Source organism: Catellatospora paridis, assembly GCF_009720365.1.
In the GTDB taxonomy this organism is placed as follows: Bacteria; Actinomycetota; Actinomycetes; order Mycobacteriales; family Micromonosporaceae; genus Catellatospora; species Catellatospora paridis.
Map to the genome: position 1 here is coordinate 163,004 of NZ_WBZD01000021.1, position 12,573 is coordinate 175,576.

Genomic DNA, 12,573 nt, shown 5'->3' on the forward strand with positions numbered 1-12,573 from the left:
CGATCAAACTCAACCAGATAGGCCAGTGTCTATAGAAAGAGCGATCGGTGCGCCCCCAGGCTCAGCGGAGCTTGTCGAGGCCGGCGCGGCGCAGGGCGTCGGCCATGGCGCTGTTGGCGACCGGCTCGCTGCGCTGCTGGCGCGGCTGCCCGCCGCGCTGACCGCCCTGGCCACCCTGGCCACCCTGTCCGCCACGCTGGCCACCGCCACCGCCACCGCCACCGCCGCGCTGACCGCCGCCACCGCGCTGGCCGCGATCCCCACCGCCACCGCCGCCCTGGCGCGCGCCGCCGGCCGGGGCCGCCTCGTCCTCCAGGCGCAGGGTCAGCGAGATGCGCTTGCGTGGGATGTCGACGTCGAGCACCTTGACCTTGACCACGTCACCGGACTTGACCACCTCGCGCGGGTCGCTGATGAAGTTCCGCGACATCGCCGACACGTGGACCAGGCCGTCCTGGTGCACGCCGACGTCGACGAACGCGCCGAACGCGGCCACGTTGGTGACGACGCCTTCCAGCAGCATGCCGGGCTGCAGATCGCCGATCTTCTCGACGCCGTCCTTGAAGGACGCGGTCTTGAAGGCGGGACGCGGGTCGCGGCCGGGCTTCTCCAGCTCCTTGATGATGTCGGTGACGGTCGGCAGGCCGAAGACGTCGTCGGCGTACTCGGTGGGCTTGAGGGTGCGCAGCAGCGAGCCGTTGCCGATGAGCTTGGCCATCTCGATGCTGTTGTTCTTCAGGATGCGCTGCACCACCGGGTAGGCCTCGGGGTGCACGCTGGACGCGTCGAGCGGGTTGTCGCCGTTGGGGATGCGCAGGAAGCCGGCGCACTGCTCGAACGCCTTCGGGCCCAGCCGCGCGACCTCCTTGAGCGCGGTGCGCGAGCGGAACGGCCCGTTGGTGTCGCGGTGCATGACGATGTTCTCGGCCAGGCCGGTGCTGATGCCGGAGACCCGGGCCAGCAGCGGCGCGGAGGCGGTGTTGACGTCGACGCCGACGCCGTTCACACAGTCCTCGACGACGGCGTCCAGCGAGCGGGACAGCTTCACCTCGGACAGGTCGTGCTGGTACTGCCCGACGCCGATGGACTTCGGGTCGATCTTCACCAGCTCGGCGAGCGGGTCCTGCAGGCGGCGGGCGATGGAGACCGCGCCGCGGATCGACACGTCGAGGCTGGGCAGCTCCTGCGAGGCGTACGCCGACGCGGAGTACACCGACGCGCCCGCTTCGGAGACGACGATCTTCGTCAGGTTGAGCTGCGGGGCGAGCTTGATCAGGTCGATGGCGAGCTTGTCGGTCTCCCGCGACGCGGTGCCGTTGCCGATCGCGATCAGCTCGACGTTGTGCGCCGCCGCGAGCTTGGCGAGGGTGGCCAGCGAGGCGTCCCAGCGGTTGTGCGGCACGTGCGGGTAGATGGTGTCGTGGGCGACGACCTTGCCGGTGGCGTCGACGACGGCGACCTTCACACCGGTGCGGTAGCCGGGGTCCAGGCCCATCGTGGCGCGGGTGCCGGCCGGGGCGGCCAGCAGCAGGTCGCGCAGGTTCATCGCGAAGACCCGGACGGCCTCCTCCTCGGCGGCCTGCCACAGCCGGGTGCGCAGGTCCAGGCCCAGGTGCACCAGGATGCGGGTGCGCCAGGCCCAGCGCACGGTGTCGTTGAGCCACTTGTCGGCGGGGCGGCCGCGGTCGCTGATGCCGAACGCGGCGGCGATGCGCTGCTCGAAGATGGTCGGGCCGGCGGGCGCGCCCTCGGCGGCGGGCTCGTCGGGCTCCATGACCAGGTCGAGCACCTCCTCCTTCTCACCGCGGAACATGGCCAGGATGCGGTGGCTGGGCAGCTTCGCGTACGGCTCGGAGAAGTCGAAGTAGTCGGAGAACTTCGCGCCCTCCTCGGCCTTGCCGTCGCGCATCTTCGACACGATGCGACCGCGGGTCCACATCTGCTCGCGCAGCGCGCCGATCAGGTCGGCGTTCTCGCCGAAGCGCTCGACCAGGATCGAGCGGGCGCCTTCCAGTGCGGCGGCGGTGTCGGCGACGCCCTTGTCGGCGTCGACGTAGTCCGCGGCGGCGGTGTGCGGGTCGTGCGAGGGGTCGCCGATCAGCAGGTCGGCCAGCGGCTCCAGCCCGGCCTCACGGGCGATCATCGCCTTGGTCCGCCGCTTGGGCTTGTACGGCAGGTAGATGTCCTCCAGCCGCGCCTTCGAGTCCGCGCCGTTGATCATCGCTTCGAGGGCGTCGTCGAGCTTGCCCTGCGAGCGGATCGACTCCAGGATCGTCGACCGACGCTCCTCGAGCTCGCGCAGGTAGCGCAGGCGCTCCTCGAGGGTGCGCAGCTGGGCGTCGTCCAGCTCGCCGGTGACCTCCTTGCGGTACCGGGCGATGAACGGGACGGTCGATCCGCCGTCGAGCAGCTCGACCGCCGCGTTCACCTGGTTCTGCCGTACGCCGAGTTCCTCGGCAATGCGCTGCGCAATGGACGTCGTCACGGTGAGACATTCTGCCCGCACCCCGCCGTCCTGGCACGCAGGGGGCGGGGTGGGGGCGGTGCGGTGTCGGGTCAGGCGGGGGCGGTGGGCAGGGAGGTCAGCGGGGAGGAGAGGAACTCGGCGATGGGGTCGACCAGGCGGGTCGGGGCGATGGCGATCGCGTCGTGGCGTGCGCCGGGGACGACCATGGTGCGGGCGCGCGGGATGACGCGGGCCAGCTTCTCGTGGTGTTCCTCGAAGTAGCCGGGCGCGTTGGCGCCGCAGGCGAGCAGGACGTCGGCGGTCACTCCCGCGTAAGCGTCGGCGGAGCCCCCGTGGGCCTGCACCTGCCGGATCTCGAACATGGTCATCGGCAGCAGATCGCCCATCTGGCGGCCGATCGGGGTGCGCAGGAACACGCGGCAGATCGCGGTGCGCACGCTCAGCGGCCACCGCGACACCGCGGAGTGGGTGTTGACCCCGGCGGCCACGATCGCGACGGCACGGGCGGTCTTGCCCGCGCGCAGTGCCTCGTCCAGGGCGTCGAGGTAGGTCCCGTCCGGCGTGCCGTCGATGTGCAGCGCCGCGTCGTAGAGGGCGAGGCGTTCGATCGGCAGGCGCAGCGCGGCCCGCAGGGCGACGAATCCGCCGTAGCTGTGCCCGATGACGTTGCGCGCCCCGGTGTGCTCCAGCACCGCGCCGAGGTCGTCGATCTCGTGCTCGACCGAGTACGGCTCGCGGCGGGCGGGGGCGTCGAGGCGGCCGCGCCGGTTGTAGGCGTGCACGGTGAACCGGTCGGAGAGCCGGGCGATCAGCCGCCGGTACTCGTGGATGGTGACCCCACCGCCGTGCACCAGGACGACGCCGGGCCCGGTTCCGGTCGAGTGCAGGGCGATGCTCGCGCCGTCCGGCGCCGTGACCCGTTCCATGACTGCTCCCCTCGGGTTTAAACAGCGAACACTGTTCGCAGTTTAGCGGCGGCACGTGCTCAAGCGCATCCGGGTATGCGAGCAGCGGCGGCAGCCTCGATCGGGCTGCCGCCGCTGACGACGGTGGGGCTGGTGGTCTCGGCTCAGCCGACCGACGACGGGATGGCGGCCGGGAAGCCCGCCCGCCGCCCGTACGCCACGCCGCACACTCCGGCGCAGGTCAGCAGCGCGGCGACGATCGGCAGCGCAGTTGGTCCCCAGCCCGCGAGCACCATGCCGCCGACCAGCGCGCCGCCGCCGATGCCGACGTTGAACGCCGACGCGTTCAGCGCGGCGGCGGTGTCGGCGGCGCCGACCGGGGCGGCCCGCAGGATCGCCGCCTGCACCAGCGTGGCGAGAGCGTTCAGCGCCATGCCGGCGACGGCGGCCGACGCGACGGCCGCGGCGGCGGAGTGGCCCGACAGGGCGAGCGCGATCAGCGCGACGGTCAGCGTGCAGGTGCCCGCCAGCATCGCGAACCGGGGCCGCTTGTCGACCAGCAGCCCGGCGGCGAGCAGGCCGACCGCGCCGGCCGCGCCGTAGCCGAGCAGCGCCGCGCTCAGCGCCGCCTCGCTCAGGCCCGTGGACTGCAGGAACGGCGAGATATAGGTGTAGAAGCTGAAGTAGCCGAGCATCGTCACCGCGGTGGTGACCACGACGATCGCCACCGACGGCGTGCGCAGCACCTGGAACAGGCTCATCTCGCCGCCCAGGGCCTCGCCCGGGTAGTCGGGCAGCAGCCGCCAGCCGACGAACGCCAGGATCAGCGCGATCCCGGCGAGCACGGCGAATGCGGCCCGCCAGCCGATGGCGACGCCGAGTGCGGTGCCCGCGGGCACGCCGAGCAGGATCGCCACGGTGCCGCCGGTGAACACCAGGGTCACCGCGCGGCCGACCCGGTCGGGGGTGACCATGCGGGCGGCGTACCCGGCGCAGATGGCCCAGAACGCGCCGTGGGTGAGGCCGCCGATCAGCCGGGCCGCGGCCGCGAGCGGGTAGACCGTGCTCAGCGCCATGATCACGTTGCTGGCGGCGTAGGCGACCAGGGTCGCGACGAGCAGTCCGCGGCGTGGGAAGCGCGCGGTCAGCCGGCCCAGCGGCGCGGCGAACAGCGCGACCATCAGCGCGTACCCGGTGACGAGCAGCCCCACCGTGGGCTCGCTGACGTCGAGGTCGCGGCTGATGGAGCTGAGCAGGCCCATCGGCAGCATCTCGGTCGTCACCGACAGGAAGGTGCCCGCGGCCACCACCAGCAGTCCCGCCAGCGGCCATGGTGCGCGGGTCGGAGCGGCGGTCTCGGTGCGGGGGGTCGCGGTCACCGTTCGACGGTAGGCGCTCGCACGGGATAACCCGTCCGGGTTTACCCCGTGAACTCAGACACAGGCCCAGGGATGACCCTGGCAGGCCCCCGGTATCGGTGCCGATTGCTCGACGCGGCCGCCTCCCACCCGGCACCCTGTCTGCGCTCACAGGGACTCGGGGAAGGGAGCTGGTCAGGGTGCGCCTCAGGAGGGTGCTGGCGGTCATCGGCGTGGTGGTGCTGCTGCTGTGCACGGTCTGCGCCGGAGCCGGTGTGTGGATCTGGAACGCGCAGGTGATCTCGACCGCGGACGAGGTCGACTTCACCCGGCCGCTGGCGGTGCCGCCGCTCGCGCCGTCGCGGATGGAGGCCGGCCGCCGGGTGTTCGACCTGAAGGCGCAGGCCGGGCAGCACGACTTCGGCCGCGGCGCGACGCCGACCTGGGGGTTCAACGGCGACTTCCTCGGCCCGACGCTGCGGGCCACCCGCGGCGAACAGGTCGTGGTCAACGTGACCAACGCCCTGGACCAGACCACCACGGTGCACTGGCACGGCATGCACCTGCCCGCGGCGGCCGACGGCGGCCCGCACCAGCTGGTCGGGTCGGGAAGGACGTGGTCGCCGACCTGGTTGGTCGACCAGCCCGCGGCGACGCTGTGGTACCACCCGCACCTGCACGGCGAGACCGCCGGGCACGTGTACCGGGGCCTGGCCGGGCTGTTCCTGGTCGACGACCCGGCGACGTCGGTGGACGCGCTGCCGCACGAGTACGGTGTCGACGACATCCCGCTGATCGTGCAGGACAAGAAGTTCGAGAGCGGCGGCAAGCTCGACGACAGCTCCTCGTTCCTGGGCGGGGTCGGCGTGCTCGGCGACACGATCGCGGTCAACGGCACCGTCGGGCCGTACCTCGACGTGACCACCGAGCGGGTGCGGCTGCGCCTGCTCAACGGCTCCAATGCCCGCTCCTACGACTTCGGGTTCGCCGACGATCGGCGGTTCGCCCTGGTGGCCACGGACGGGGGCCTGCTGGCGTCGGCGTACGACACCGACCGGATCATGCTGTCGCCCGGTGAGCGCGCCGAGATCGTGGTGACGGTCAAGGCCGGTGAGCGGGCCGTGCTGCGCAGCTACCCGCAGGATCTGGGCACGGGCCCGTTCGGCCGGTTCACCGGCGGCGCGGACACCCTCGACGTACTGCAGCTGCGCGCCGCGGGCACGCTCGCTCCCCGCCCGGCCGTGCCGCAGCAGCTCGTGGAGGTCCCGCGGCTGGACCGCAAGGACGCTGTGCAGGAGCGCCCGTTCAAAATGAGCGGACACGCCATCAACGGCAAGCAGATGGACATGACGCGCGTCGACGCCGCCCCGGAACGCGGCAGCGTCGAGATCTGGAAGGTCGTCAACAACGACGGCACCCCGCACAACTTCCACATCCACGACGTGCAGTTCCAGGTGCTCACGGTCGACGGGGATGCGCCGCCGCCGCAGCTGTCGGGCTGGAAGGACACCGTCTACCTGCCGGCGAACGTGCCCTACGAGCTGATCATGCGGTTCAGCGACTATGAGGACGCGGACACCCCGTACATGTTCCACTGCCACGTCCTGTACCACGAGGACTCGGGGATGATGGGCCAGTTCGTGGTGGTGCCGCCGGGCGGCAAGCCGGGCGTCATCGACCACGCCTCGCACCTGGCCCACGGCGGGCGCCACTGATCCGGGGGATGGGGGCCGTCGCCGGCGGGAGCAGCGCTGCCGCCGGCGACGGCGTCCCCTTTGCGGAGCCGTCAGGCGATGCGGACCTCGTGCGCGGCCGCGTCGGCGGCGGCGAAGGCCAGCAGGCGTGCCCCCTCCTGCGTGACCGCGTCGCGGTCGGTGGTGGTGAACTCGGTGAACGGTTCGACGGCCAGCACGGTCCGGCCGCGTTCACGCTCGACGCGCCACATCCCGGCGACGGACCCGTCGATCAGGACGGTCGCCCGGATGATGCCGTTGACGGTGAAGATGCGTTTGCGGTGCTCGTCGGAGATGATGCGGGTGCGGTCGGCGTGCGACAGCAGCACGCTGTCGAACTCGCCCAGCAGGCGCACCGGCGCGGGCACGTCGGCGTCGGGCCGGGGCGCGTCCGGCAGGTCGAACAGCTCCACGCCCTGCTCGTCGCGGAACGCCGACAGCCGCGGCCGCAGGCGTTCGACGACCTCCTTCAGCCGGGTCACGCCCGCCCAGGCCTGCACGTCGCGTACGCTCGCCGGGCCGTACGCGGCCAGGTAGCGCAGCACCATGTCGTCGGCCGACGGGACGGCGAGCCCGGCGGACAGCCACGACTCCGCCGAGGTGTGCGCGGCCTGCCCGCTCGATCCCCACAGCCCGCGCGGCGGCACCTGCACCAGCGGCACCCGCGTGCGTACCACCGGTGCGAGCGCAGCCGCCTCGTAGCCCGGGAACCGTGCTGCCAGCTGCGTACCGAGTTCGGCCCAGGTCAGCGGCCGCTGTTCCACCAGCTCCCGGCCGTGCTCGGCGACCGCGTCCAGATCCAGCCCGGCCAGCTGCTTGCCGTAGCCGGCCGCCAGCCCGCGTTCCATGGACGCGGCCAGCACCGGCCGCAGTGCCAGGCAGTCCTCGGCGGTGACCAGGTGGATCGTCGAGCGCATCAGCGCGATGCGGACCGCCCGCCGGTCGGTGATCAGCTGCGACAGCTCGCCCGGTGCGAAGTCTTCGAGCCGGTTCCACAGCGCCACGTACGGCGGGTTCGGGGCCTGTGCCTGCAGCCCGAACAGGTGCGCGACCGCTTCGTGCACGGGGATCCGCGCACGGCTCAGCAGCAGTTGGCGCGACAGCAGGGCGCGGTTGAGTGTTTGACGACTGAGCACGGGGGCCATAGGCATTTAAGCTACGTGGTGCGCCCGCCGGTCCGGCCGGGCGCTCGTGGTAGGAGAGTGCGATGACCGAGCTGCCGATCCCCGGCCCGTACGTGCCCTGGGTGGACGACATCCCGTCGCGCCCCGCGGCCGACGGCCCGCTGCAAGGCGTGCGCCTGGCCGTCAAGGACCTGTTCGACGTGGCCGGGCTGCCCACCGGCGCGGGCAACCCCACCTGGCTCGCCACGCATCCGCCCGCGACCCGCGACGCGGCGGCGGTGGCCGTGCTGACCGGCGCGGGCGCGCGCATCGTCGGCAAGACGCACACCGACGAGATGGCGTACAGCCTGTTCGGCACCAACGCGCACTACGGCGCGCCGGACAACCCGGCCGCACCGGGGCACATCACCGGCGGCTCCTCCAACGGCACCGCCGCCGCGGTCGCGGAGGGCTCGGCCGACCTGGGGCTGGGCACCGACACCGGCGGTTCGGTGCGCATCCCGGCGGGCTGGTGCGGCCTCTACGGCCTGCGGCCCAGCCACATCCGGGTCAGCCGGGCGGGCGTCGTGCCGCTGTGCGGCTCGTTCGACGTGCCCGGCCTGCTCACCCGGGACCTGGCGCTGCTGCGTACCGCGACCGGCGTGCTGCTGACCGGCGGCCCCGACACCACTCCGATCCGGGGCCTGGTCGCCCCGGCCGACCTGTGGGAGCTGGCCGAGCCGGCGGTGCGCCAGGCGCTGCAACCCGCCCTGGAGCGGCTGGCGGCGACGCTGCCGTGCGACGAGAAGCCGCTGTGGGGCTCGGCCCCGGCACCGGACTACCGGTTCGCCTACGCGGTGCGCACCGGCTGGGAGTTCTGGCAGCGCCACGGCGACTGGGTACGCGAGCACGAACCCGTCTTCGGCCCCGGCGTGGGCGAGCGGGTGCGCCTGGCGTCGGCGCGTACCCACGAGGAACTGGTGGCCGCCGACCGGGAGATCGCCGCGGTCCGCACCACGATGGCGCGGCTGCTCGACGGCGCGGTGCTGGTGATCCCGACCGCGCCCGCGCCCGCCCCCGGCCGCGGCGTCGACACCGGCCCGCTGCGCGCCCCGATCCTGGGCCTGACCGGCATCTCCAGCGTCGTCGGCCTGCCCGCGCTCAGCGTCCCCGGCGCCGCCGTGGATGGTCTGCCCGTTGGGTTGTGCCTGGTCGGCGCACCCGGCACGGACGAGTCCCTGCTCGAACTCGCGGAGGTATTGCGATGACCGAACCGGGCGCGCTCGCGCCGACCGACGCCGATCTCGACGTCCGCGACGCTCCGCCGCCGGGGCTGTGGCAGCGGATGAAGGCCGACCCCCAGTACGCCCCCGAGCACCTGGCACTGGAGGCGGTGGCCCGGATCGGGCCGCAGGCCGCGGCCTGGGTCACCCGCATGCGCACCATGTACCCGAACATGCACCCCGACGGCCTGGCGCAGCTCGCGGTCAAGCGGTTCCGGCGGCACGCCCGGTTCACCGGCGCGGTGTCGGGCTCGGTCGGCCTACCCGGCGCGATCGCCGACCTGGCCACCCTGGCCTGGACGCAGAGCCGCCTGGTGCTGCACCTGGCTGCCGTGTACGGCGTCGACCCGACCCATCCCGACCGGGCCACCGATCTGCTGGTGCTGCAGCGGGTGCACAAGGCGACCGAGGCGGCCCGGCTGGCGCTCGGCGTCGCCCAGGGCCGCGAGGGCGTCGGCGTCGCGCTGGCCAAGGGTGTCGGCACCGCCGCGACCCGGGCCCCGGTGACCCGGGCGCTGGGCCGGCTGAGCTGGAAACTCGCGCAGATGGCCGGGATGCGGGCGGTGCGCAAGGTCGCCGCGAAGGCGATCCCCTTCGCCGCGATCGTGTTCGGTGCGTGGGCGAACTCGTCGACCGTGAACGACCTGGCCTCGCGCGCGATCAACCTGTACCGCCCGCCGGCCCTGACGGCCGTGCCGCACCCCCGCCCGGCCTCGCAGTGACCACTGTGGATCCGGCCGTCACCGGCCACGACCTGCCCGGACCGCCGGCTCCGTCAGCCGGTCCCGGTCATCCCGCCACGGAAGCACGCTCCGCCAGGGGCGCGCCCGTGGCGCGCCGGGGCAGGCGGCGCGGGGAGACCACGGTCGCGACCGTCGCCCGGCTGGCCGGGGTGTCCGCGCCGACGGTGTCCAAAGTGCTCAACGGGCATCCCGGCGTCGCCGCCGAGACCCGCGAGCGGGTCGAGCGGGTGCTGCGGGAGCAGGACTACCGCCGCCCCGACGCGGTCACCCAGGCGCCGATGCTGGAGGTCGCGTTCCAGGCGCTGGAGAGCCACCTGGCCATCGAGATCATGCGCGGGGTGGCGCAGGTCGCGGGCGCGCGCCAGCTCGCGGTCGGCTTCACCGAGACGGCGTCGGGTCCCGGCTGGCTCGACCAGGTGCTGCGGCGGCGTCCGGTCGCGGTCATCGCGGTGTACGGCGCGGCCATGCGCCGCGAGCACGCCCGGCTCGCGGCGAGCGGGATCCCGCTGGTGGCGCTGGACCCGACGGGCGAGCCGGTGCACAGCGTGCCCTCGGTCGGCGCGGCGAACTGGAACGGCGGCCTGACCGCCACCCGCCACCTGCTGGAACTGGGCCACCGCCGGATCGCGATGATCGGCGGGCCGCCCGGCTTCCTGGCCGCCCGGGCCCGCCTCGACGGCTTCCGGGCCGCGATGGACGCCGCGGGCGTGCCGGTCGAGGCACAGCTGCTGCGTTCCGGCACGTTGTCCTACGAGGACGGTCTGCGCCACGGCCGGGACCTGCTCGCCCTGTCCGCCCCGCCGACGGCCGTGTTCTGCTGCAACGACCTGCTGGCCCTCGGCGTGTACGAGGCGGCCCGCCGCGCCGGCCGCCGGGTGCCCGAGGACCTGAGCGTGGTCGGCTTCGACGATCTCGAGTTCGCCCGCTGGAGCGGCCCCGCCCTGACCACCGTCCGTCAGCCGCTGGCCGAGATGGGCGCGGCCGCCGCCGAGCTCGCCCTCACCCTGGCCGCCGGAGACACCCCGCCCCGGCTGCGCATCGAACTCGCCACCGACCTCATCCTCCGGTCCAGCACCACCTCACCGCCGGTCGCCGCCTGACGGCCGGTGCGCCGAAAGTACCGGTCCCCGGCTTGCCTTGACCCCGCTTCGCATCGACGTCTATGGTTCGGGCGAATGCATTCGCTTACATATTGGAAACGTTTCTCAGCGGCGCTGCCCCGCCGCGGGAGGAGACACCATGCGAAGAGGAGTCAGGACGCTGCTGGCGGTCGCCGCCTCGGCCCTGGCCGTCGTGGGAGGACTGGTGGTCGCTTCGCCACCTGCCATGGCGGCGACGCTCACCGAGGTCACCAACTTCGGAACCAACCCCAGCAACCTGCGCATGCACCTGTACGTGCCCGACAACATCGGCGCCCGGCCCGCGGTCGTGGTCGCCGTGCACTACTGCACCGGGACCGGCCCGGCCTTCTACTCGGGCACGCAGTTCGCGCAGCTGGCCGACCAGTACAAGTTCATCGTGATCTACCCGTCGGCGACCCGGAGCGGGAGCTGCTTCGACGTGTCGTCGTCGGCCTCGCTCACCCACAACGGCGGCAGCGACTCGCTCGGCATCGTCTCGATGGTGCGGTGGGTGCTGAGCAACCGCGACGGCGACGCCAACCGCGTCTACGCCACCGGCGCCTCGTCCGGCGGCATGATGACCAACGTCCTGCTGGGGGCGTATCCGGACGTCTTCAAGGCGGGCTCGTCCTTCATGGGCGTGCCGTTCGGGTGCTTCGCCACCACCGATGGGTCGATGTGGAACAGCACCTGCGCCAACGGCCAGCTGATCAAGACAGCCCAGCAGTGGGGCGACCAGGTCCGCGCCGCCTACCCCGGTTACAGCGGCCCGCGGCCACGCATGCAGCTGTTCCACGGCACCGACGACGCGACGCTGCGCTACCCGAACTTCGGCGAGGCGATCAAGCAGTGGACCAACGTGCACGGCCTGAGCCAGACCCCGACGTTCACCGACACACCCCAGTCCGGCTGGACCCGGACCCGCTACGGCGGCTCGGGCACGGGCGTCGCGGTCGAGGGCGTCAGCCTGGCCGGCGTCGGCCACAACCTGCCGCTGAGCGGCCAGGCCCTGATGGCGATCCAGTTCTTCGGCCTCACCTCCGCGCCGCCGAGCCCGTCGACCCCGCCGTCGCCCAGCACGCCCCCGTCACCTAGCGCCCCGCCCTCGCCCAGCACCCCGCCGTCGCCGAGCGTGCCGCCGAGCCCGCAGCCGCAGGGCGCGTGCCGGATCGGGTACACGGTCAACGCGTGGAACACCGGCCTGACCGCGAACATCACCATCACCAACACCGGATCGTCCACGGTCAACGGGTGGGCGCTGGCGTTCACCCTGCCCGGCGGGCAGGCGATCACCTCCGGCTGGAACGCGACGTACTCGCCGACCAGCGGTGCGGTGACCGCCCGGAACCTGAACTACAACGGCACCCTCGCGCCCGGCGCGAGCACCACCATCGGGTTCAACGCCAACCACACCGGCAACACCGGCAAGCCACCGTCGTTCACCCTGAACGGCAGCACCTGCACCATCGCGTGAGCTGATGACCGCCGCCTCCGATCGTGCCCCGAAAGGCACGAGCGGAGGCGGCGGCCGTCAGGCCGGATCCGCTGCGGCTGGCCGGTCCCGGCCGGGCGACGGCAGCTGCCGACGGCGGTACCGCAGACCCGCGGTCAGAGCCGCCAGCGCGAGTGCTCCCGCCACCGTTCCGCGACCCGCGACAGGGTGTCCTGCAGCAGCTCCTCGGCCAGGTGCCGGTCACCGGTGAGCAGGTATGCGGTCCGTGCGAGCGCGTTCGACCGCGCCCGCACGAAGTCTTCGAAGTCCTCCACCCATGCCTCCTCGACGGGTACACGTCTGTCACCGCTGCCGCGGGTGGAACCCTTCGCGGAGCCGGGGCGAGCATTATGCGGTGCCGTGTCGTG

The 12,573-nt window shown here is 72.9% G+C and carries 10 protein-coding genes; 5 read left to right on the forward strand and 5 right to left on the reverse strand.

Features of this window, described 5'->3' with window-relative positions:
• Positions 1-61: 61 nt before the first annotated feature.
• The 3 genes from F9C41_RS34735 to F9C41_RS34745 all read right to left on the reverse strand — a co-directional run bounded on the left by F9C41_RS34735 (position 62) and on the right by F9C41_RS34745 (position 4,751).
• Entirely contained in the window at positions 62-2,485 is a 2,424-nt protein-coding gene (locus F9C41_RS34735) for a Tex family protein (RefSeq protein WP_155391081.1), read from the reverse strand.
• 71 nt (positions 2,486-2,556) lie between these two features.
• Positions 2,557-3,393, reverse strand: coding sequence for an alpha/beta fold hydrolase (locus tag F9C41_RS34740; protein WP_155391082.1), 837 nt, complete (start codon positions 3,391-3,393; stop codon positions 2,557-2,559).
• Positions 3,394-3,536: 143 nt separating this feature from the next.
• The gene (locus F9C41_RS34745) at positions 3,537-4,751 is read right to left on the reverse strand and encodes an MFS transporter (RefSeq protein WP_155391083.1); all 1,215 of its coding nucleotides are present in this window, start codon (positions 4,749-4,751) and stop codon (positions 3,537-3,539) included.
• Positions 4,752-4,930: 179 nt separating this feature from the next.
• Here F9C41_RS34745 and F9C41_RS34750 point away from each other — a divergent pair, with 179 nt between their 5' ends.
• Complete coding sequence (locus F9C41_RS34750; protein WP_230690227.1) at positions 4,931-6,445, forward strand: multicopper oxidase family protein; 1,515 nt, start codon at positions 4,931-4,933, stop codon at positions 6,443-6,445.
• A 71-nt stretch (positions 6,446-6,516) separates the two neighbouring features.
• Here F9C41_RS34750 and F9C41_RS34755 read toward each other — a convergent pair whose 3' ends face one another.
• Positions 6,517-7,608 carry a winged helix DNA-binding domain-containing protein gene (locus tag F9C41_RS34755; RefSeq protein ID WP_155391085.1) on the reverse strand — a complete coding sequence of 364 codons (1,092 nt, stop codon included), beginning with the start codon at positions 7,606-7,608 and terminating at the stop codon, positions 6,517-6,519.
• 62 nt (positions 7,609-7,670) lie between these two features.
• Here F9C41_RS34755 and F9C41_RS34760 point away from each other — a divergent pair, with 62 nt between their 5' ends.
• The 4 genes from F9C41_RS34760 to F9C41_RS34775 all read left to right on the forward strand — a co-directional run bounded on the left by F9C41_RS34760 (position 7,671) and on the right by F9C41_RS34775 (position 12,187).
• Complete coding sequence (locus tag F9C41_RS34760) at positions 7,671-8,834, forward strand: amidase family protein (protein WP_155391086.1); 1,164 nt, start codon at positions 7,671-7,673, stop codon at positions 8,832-8,834.
• Positions 8,831-9,571 (forward strand): EcsC family protein, encoded by a 741-nt coding sequence (locus tag F9C41_RS34765; RefSeq protein WP_155391087.1) that lies wholly within the window; start codon positions 8,831-8,833, stop codon positions 9,569-9,571. The genes F9C41_RS34760 and F9C41_RS34765 overlap by 4 nt, the downstream gene beginning before the upstream one ends.
• Positions 9,572-9,678: 107 nt before the next feature.
• Positions 9,679-10,692 carry a LacI family DNA-binding transcriptional regulator gene (locus F9C41_RS34770; protein ID WP_155391088.1) on the forward strand — a complete coding sequence of 338 codons (1,014 nt, stop codon included), beginning with the start codon at positions 9,679-9,681 and terminating at the stop codon, positions 10,690-10,692.
• A 139-nt stretch (positions 10,693-10,831) separates the two neighbouring features.
• Entirely contained in the window at positions 10,832-12,187 is a 1,356-nt protein-coding gene (locus F9C41_RS34775) for an extracellular catalytic domain type 1 short-chain-length polyhydroxyalkanoate depolymerase (RefSeq protein WP_155391089.1), read from the forward strand.
• Between the two features lie 134 nt (positions 12,188-12,321).
• Here F9C41_RS34775 and F9C41_RS34780 read toward each other — a convergent pair whose 3' ends face one another.
• Positions 12,322-12,480, reverse strand: a complete 159-nt coding sequence (locus F9C41_RS34780) for a SigE family RNA polymerase sigma factor (protein ID WP_196280079.1) — start codon at positions 12,478-12,480, stop codon at positions 12,322-12,324.
• Positions 12,481-12,573 lie beyond the last annotated feature (93 nt).

Coding starts and splice junctions, on each gene's coding strand:
- F9C41_RS34740 (WP_155391082.1), bottom strand. CDS start 3,393: ATGGAACGGGTCACGGCGCCGGACGGCGCGAGCATCGCCCTGCACTCG.
- F9C41_RS34755 (WP_155391085.1), bottom strand. CDS start 7,608: ATGGCCCCCGTGCTCAGTCGTCAAACACTCAACCGCGCCCTGCTGTCG.
- F9C41_RS34760 (WP_155391086.1), top strand. CDS start 7,671: ATGACCGAGCTGCCGATCCCCGGCCCGTACGTGCCCTGGGTGGACGAC.
- F9C41_RS34765 (WP_155391087.1), top strand. CDS start 8,831: ATGACCGAACCGGGCGCGCTCGCGCCGACCGACGCCGATCTCGACGTC.
- F9C41_RS34775 (WP_155391089.1), top strand. CDS start 10,832: ATGCGAAGAGGAGTCAGGACGCTGCTGGCGGTCGCCGCCTCGGCCCTG.